General features: G+C 73.3%; 2 protein-coding genes and 1 pseudogene. 1 reads left to right on the top strand and 2 read right to left on the bottom strand.

Annotated features, from left to right (window positions below; genetic code table 11):
- Positions 1 to 304 precede the first annotated feature (304 nt).
- The gene (gene gndA, locus OO52_RS45210; RefSeq protein ID WP_030657555.1) at positions 305 to 1,744 is read right to left on the bottom strand and encodes an NADP-dependent phosphogluconate dehydrogenase; all 1,440 of its coding nucleotides are present in this window, start codon (positions 1,742 to 1,744) and stop codon (positions 305 to 307) included.
- A 272-nt stretch (positions 1,745 to 2,016) separates the two neighbouring features.
- Between gndA and OO52_RS45205 the strand changes: the two genes are divergently transcribed.
- Entirely contained in the window at positions 2,017 to 3,162 is a 1,146-nt protein-coding gene (locus tag OO52_RS45205; protein WP_030657552.1) for a transglycosylase family protein, read from the top strand.
- Here the strand turns inward: OO52_RS45205 and OO52_RS45200 are convergent.
- Positions 3,152 to 3,447, bottom strand: a pseudogene (locus tag OO52_RS45200) (hypothetical protein); the annotation flags it as partial. The gene OO52_RS45205 and the pseudogene OO52_RS45200 sit on opposite strands and share 11 nt — an antisense overlap.

The following is a 3,447-nucleotide window of genomic DNA, read 5'->3' as shown; positions in this document are numbered from 1 at the left end:
CGCCCCACCCGGGCCCCCCGGAGCCGTCCCCGTCCCCCATCCCGCCGGGTCCGGAGCCCGTACCGAACCCGGAGCCGGGGCCCCCGCTCACCTGAGGCACGGGAGGGTCGGGCGCCTGGAAGCACGAGAGGGGCCAGACTCCCCGAGGGGCGCGGGGCGGTACTGATACGCAGCCCCCGTGAGCGGGACAGTCACGCGCACCCCGCGCCCGCGCCCCGACTGAGACAATCGAGGCGACTGAGACAACCGAGACAACCGAGGCGGCCGCGACAACAAGGCGACCGCCCCCCCGGGCCGGACCGGGCTACGCGGTCACCTCGCTCCGGTCTCCGCCCCACAGCGTGTGGAACGACCCCTCCCGGTCCACCCGCCGGTACGTGTGCGCCCCGAAGAAGTCCCGCTGTCCCTGCGTCAGCGCCGCAGGCAACCGCTCCGCCCGCAGTGCGTCGTAGTACGCCAGGGCCGCCGCGAAGCCGGGCGCCGGCACGCCCTGCCGGGTCGCCGCGATCAGGACCTCCCGCCAGTCGTCCTGCGCCTCGGCGATCTCGCGGGCGAACGTCTCGTCCGACAGCAGGCTCGGCAGGTCGGCCCGGGCGTCGTACGCGGCGCGGATGCGGTCCAGGAACGCGGCCCGGATGATGCAGCCGCCCCGCCAGATCGAGGCCACCGCGCCCAGGTCGATGTCCCAGCCGTACTCCTCGCTGCCCGCGGCGATCTCGTGGAAGCCCTGCGTGTACGACACGATCTTGGACGCGTACAGCGCCTGCTCCACACGGTCGGCGAAGGCGCCCGCCTCCGACTCGCTCAGCGGGGACGGCTCCGGGCCGGTCAGGTGCCGCGAAGCGGCCCGCAGCGACGCGTGGCCGGACAGCGAGCGGGCGAAGACCGCCTCGGCGATGCCGGACACCGGAACGCCCAGGTCCAGCGCGATCTGTACGGTCCAGCGGCCGGTGCCCTTCTGCTCGGCCTGGTCCACCACGACGTCCACGAACGGCTTGCCGGTGGCCGCGTCGACGTGGGACAGCACCTCGGCGGTGATCTCGATCAGGTACGAGTCCAGCCGGCCGGTGTTCCAGGTGCGGAAGATGTCCGCGATCTGCGCGGGCGTGTACCCGGCGACGTCGCGCAGCAACTGGTACGCCTCGCCGATCAGCTGCATGTCGGCGTACTCGATGCCGTTGTGGACCATCTTCACGAAGTGCCCGGCACCGTCGGGACCCACGTGCGTCACGCACGGCGCCCCGTCCGCAGCCTTCGCGGAGATCTTCTCCAGCATCGGGCCCAGCGACCCGTACGACTCCTTCGAACCTCCCGGCATGATGCTCGGACCGTGCAGCGCGCCCTCCTCGCCGCCGGAGATGCCCGTGCCGACGAAGTGGATGCCCCGCTCGCGCAGCTCCCGCTCCCGGCGCCGGGTGTCCGCGAAGTGCGCGTTGCCGCCGTCGATGATCATGTCGCCGGGCTCCAGCAGCGGGGCGAACTCCTCGATCACCGCGTCGGTCGGCTGGCCCGCCTTGACCATGATGACCAGCCGGCGCGGACGCTCCAGGGCCGCCACGAACTCCTCGGCGGTCTCGGCCGCGACGAAGTCGCCCTCGTCCCCGAACTCCTCCACCAGCGCCTTCGTCCGCGACACCGTACGGTTGTGCACGGCGACCGTGTAGCCGTTGCGCGCGAAGTTGCGGGCGAGATTGCGGCCCATGACCGCGAGGCCCGTGACGCCGATCTGCGCTGAAGTGCTCATACCGCCTGCTCCCTGGTTGCCTCGTGTACTACGGCTCCGTCAGTACGGGTCCCTGCCCATCCTTACGTGCCGCTACGGCGAGCGCACATCCGACCCGCCACGCATGTGTACGCAGCGGGGCCGCCGTCCGCCTCACTGACCGGCCCGTCGGATCAAGCAGGGGCCGTTCCCGGCCACTTGGTCCGCACGGGAGGCCGATTTCCTGTCTTGTCATGGCCTGTTCGGGGCGCTTACTTTTGCCGCTCCTGACGCATGCCGAGGGGATTTCGGACATGGCCGTACGCGGCCGGCACCGCCGGTACCAGCCGAACAGGATCAACCGCGCCTCACTCACCGTCACGGCGGGCGGTGCCGGCCTCGCGATCCCGCTGGTCGCCGCCGGCACCGCGGACGCCGCCGACGTGGCGACCTGGAACAAGGTCGCCGCCTGCGAGTCCAGCGGCAACTGGAGCATCAACACGGGCAACGGCTACTTCGGCGGGCTGCAGTTCACGCAGTCCACCTGGGAGGCCTACGGTGGCGCCCGGTTCGCGCCGCGCGCCGACCTGGCCACCCGGGCCGAGCAGATCGCCGTCGCCGAGAAGGTCCTCGACGGGCAGGGGCCGGGCGCCTGGCCGGTGTGCTCGGTGCGGGCCGGGCTCACCCGGGGCGGAGCCGCCCCCGACGTGCACACCGAGACCAGATCCGCGCGCCCCGCGACAACCAAGTCCAGCTCGGTCAAGGACGTGCAGCCGCAGACCACCCCGCAGTCCCGGGCCGGGCGGGCCGAGATGTACACCGTCGTGCACGGCGACACCCTCTCCGGCATCGCCGGCGAGCACCACGTGACGGGCGGCTGGCGCACGCTGTACGCGGGCAACCGCGCCACGATCGGCGCCGATCCCGACCTGATCATGCCGGGGCAGCGGCTCAGCCTGAACGGCACCCCGACCCGCTCCGCGCCCCCCAAGGCACCGAAGAAGAAGGTTCCTTCGGAGCGCCCCACCACCCACCACACGACGCCGCAGACCCGGCACGCGCTCGTCGCCCCGGTCACCGCCTCCGTCGGCACCGGCTACCACGTGGCGGGCTCGCACTGGTCGAAGGGCTACCACACCGGCGTCGACTTCCTCGTGCCGACCGGCACCTCCGTGCGGGCGGCCGCGGCCGGGCGCGTGGTGTCCGCGGGCTGGGGCGGCTCGTACGGCTACCAGGTGGTGATCCGGCACGCCGACGGCCGCTACACCCAGTACGCCCACCTGTCGGCCATCGCCGTGCGGAACGGTCAGGGCGTCACCGCGGGCCAGCGCATCGGCCGCTCCGGCGCCACCGGCAACGTCACGGGCCCGCATCTGCACTTCGAGGTGCGGACGGGGCCCGGGTTCGGCTCGGACGTCGACCCGCTCGCCTATCTCCGGGCCGGCGGCGTCAGAATCTGACGCGGGTACGGTGCCAGGCCGGCACCGGCAGTGGCACGGCGACGACCGCGGGCAGCGGGGTGTACGACGCCGGGAGCGCACCGTCGGCGGACGGTGCGGCGCCGTCGGCGTCCGCCCCACCGCTCCCGGCCGCCCCGGACACCAGCAGCCCGGGCAGGACCGGCTCGGCCGCGTCGGCACCCACGACCGGCTCGGCCGACTCGTCGCGCATCATGGGGTCGGCCGGCCCGGCGAGGACCACCCGCCCGATCGACTCGGCGTGGATGAGCGGCTCGGTCGACTCGG

It is taken from the genome of Streptomyces flaveolus (genome assembly GCF_000716535.1).
GTDB lineage: Bacteria > Actinomycetota > Actinomycetes > Streptomycetales > Streptomycetaceae > Streptomyces > Streptomyces flaveolus_A.
Note: the sequence above shows the minus strand (reverse complement) of the source record. Positions and strands in the feature narration are given on the sequence as shown.